This is a genomic window from Streptomyces kebangsaanensis, from assembly GCF_001906585.1.
In the GTDB taxonomy this organism is placed as follows: Bacteria; Actinomycetota; Actinomycetes; order Streptomycetales; family Streptomycetaceae; genus Streptomyces; species Streptomyces kebangsaanensis.
In genome coordinates this window covers 94,068-96,627 of sequence record NZ_JUJA01000169.1, presented here as the reverse complement: position 1 = coordinate 96,627, position 2,560 = coordinate 94,068, and the positions used below count along the sequence as shown (strand labels likewise).

General features: G+C 75.7%; 1 protein-coding gene and 1 pseudogene. One reads left to right on the top strand and one right to left on the bottom strand.

What is annotated here, in order from left to right; translation table 11 throughout:
* Window positions 1-324: pseudogene (locus RH94_RS46935) on the top strand (phosphorothioated DNA-binding restriction endonuclease); the annotation flags it as partial.
* Between the two features lie 315 nt (window positions 325-639).
* Here the strand turns inward: RH94_RS46935 and RH94_RS37875 are convergent.
* Window positions 640-2,560 (bottom strand): BTAD domain-containing putative transcriptional regulator (locus RH94_RS37875; RefSeq protein ID WP_199881155.1); only part of this gene is annotated, 1,921 nt, incomplete at its 5' end.

Genomic DNA, 2,560 nt, shown 5'->3' with positions numbered 1-2,560 from the left:
CGGTGGCCCCGGCGCGCCGTGTCCGGCGGGCAGGGTTCGCCGAGGAGGTCCTGCGCGCCTACGCCTGCGGCTACACGTGCGCGTTTTGCGGGTACGACGGCATGCTCGGCCGCAACCCCGTCGGTCTGGAAGCCGCGCACATCCGCCGGCACAACCAAGGGCGGCCCCGATACGCTCCCCAAACGCGTCGGCCCCGTGCGCGCTGCACCACACGCTCTTCACCAGCAGCCCCTCGCTGTGCCCCGTCCCGGCCGTCCCGCCCCCGACCGGGAGTACACCCACTGGCGTCACCAGCAGGTCTTCAAGCACGCCGGCACAGGCTGAGCGGGACTGGTTGAGCGCCGCAATCCCCGGCCGGTGCCGCTTGTGGCGGTGCATGGCCCGCCTCCGACTGCGGACCGGTGCTGCGCCGTGAACCCTGCACCGTTTCACGGCCTGGTCCTGGGCGGGCTGAGCAGGTTGTCGCCGGGCCGTAAAGCACCGCCCGTCTCGACCCGGGCGAGGTGCCGGCGTAGCTGGGCCAGGGCTGGGGAACGGTCGCGGTTCGGCGACCGGCGTCCGGTGCGACCCGGGGCCCGGTTCGGCTCGGGACCGGGGTGGAAGGCAAACCGTACGCCCGCGGGCCTCCCGCCCGGACCGTCACGTCGTGGGGAAGGGGACCGGGCGGACATCGATCTCGTGCATGCGCTTGGCGTAGTCGCGGTAGCGGCGGCGGGCTTCGCCGTGCCGGCTCGCCGCGGAGAGTGCGGCGACCAGTCCGAGGTGGGCCGACTCGTCGTAGCCGTCCTCTCCGATCAGGCGCAGGTACCAGCCGGCCGCCGCGTCGCAGCGGCCCAGCCGCAGGCAGCGCCGGGCGAGGGTACGGACGACGTCGCGATGCAGCTCGGCGAAGGCCGCGCGCGGGCGTTCGCTCCACTCCCCGGTGAGCTCGCCGTCGTCGCCGAAGTCACCGGTGTACATGCCGACGACCACTTCCAGGCGCGCCACCACGTCGACGCCGGCCGCCGTGTCCCGTCCGCCCTCGACCGCGGCGTCCGCCGCGATGGCCGCACAGGCCGCGTCGTGGAACCGGACCGTGTCGAGGACGACGTTCTCCGTGTTGAGCCGCACGCTGGAGGGGTCGGTGACCAGAAAGCGGTTGGCCGGATGCCGCCGCGCCGGGTCGAGGACCGCGCGCACCGTCGAAATCAGCACCGACAGGCGGCGGTTGGCCACCTCCGGAGGCGTCTGCGGCCACAACAGGGCGGCGAGCGCGGTCCGGGTGACCGGTCTTCCCAGCTGACCCGCCAGCACCTTGACGAGCTCACGGGCCTTCCGCGACTGCCATCCGGCCGGGGGCACGGGCGTTCCGGAGAGCAGTACCGCCAAGTGGCCCAGGGTCTGCACGGCGACCTCGGGAACCGGCGGCGGACCGATCGCCGCCAGCGGCCCGGCGATGTGCCAGGCGTCGTCGCACACCCCGAGCCGGTGCAGCCGCTGCCAGGCGACGTCCTCGGACAGCCGGTCGCCCGCGTGGCGCGCCCGCAGCAGCGCGTTGGTGGCCAGCGCCACCTCGTTGCCCGTGTCGGCCCAGACCGCGGCCGCCTCCACCAGTCCGGCGGCACGGCGTGCGGCAGGGCGCCCCGGCACCGCGGCCGAATCACCCCGGTGTGCGGCGAGCGCGGCGAGTTCCATCGCCTCGGCCAGCCCGGCCGGGTCGCGGCGGCGGCCGGCCTCCGAGCGGACGTCCGCGGCGTACCGGGCGGCCGAGGCGGTGTCTCCGCTGCACAGGGCGACCCAGCCCGCGGCCAGCTCGCCGGTGACCGGCCCGGCGGCGCTCGGAAGCGTGAGGGACAGCTCCGCGTACCGCGCCGCCTCGGCCGGGTCGTCGGCGTAGCAGGTGCGCGCCAGTCCCGCCCATGCCTGCGCCACGACCTGGGCGTTGCCGTCCGGCTCGGCCATCGCCAGGGCCTCGCGGTAGGCCGCCGTCGCCTGCCAGGCGGAGCCCCGGGTCAGGTGCACCCGGGCGATCATCAGCAGTCCGAACGCGGCCAGCGGTGAGCCCTCCCGCTGCCACAGGGTGAGCGCACGGTCGGCGTCGGCGCGGGCGGCGTTGAGATCGCTGAGCCCCAGCCAGGCCTCGGCGCGGTTGTGCAGGGCCAGTGCGAGCAGCGTCTGCTGGGAGGCGCCCTCACCGAGGCGGATCGCCTCGGTGAGGGCGTCGACCGCCTCGCGCAGACGCCCCTCCTCGACCAGGCGAGAGCCGACGTTGGAGCGGATCCGCAACTGCAGGCCTGTGTCCCCGGCCCGTTCGGCCGCCGCGAAGGCCCTGGCGTAGGCGTGTTCGTTGGCGGCGCGGTCGCCCTCGCTGAAGGCGGCCAGCGCCCGGGCGAGGTAGGCCGCCGCCAGCGCGGCGTCGTCACGGCTCTGCTCGGCGGCCCGCACCGCCTCGTCGGCGAGGCTCCGCGCCCGCGTCCGGTCACCACGGGCCCAGCGTGCTGCCGACCGTCCGGCCAGTAGCTGGGCCTGGTCCGCGCCGGTGTCCCCGGCATCGGCGGCCGCGCGCCCGTACAGCGACTCG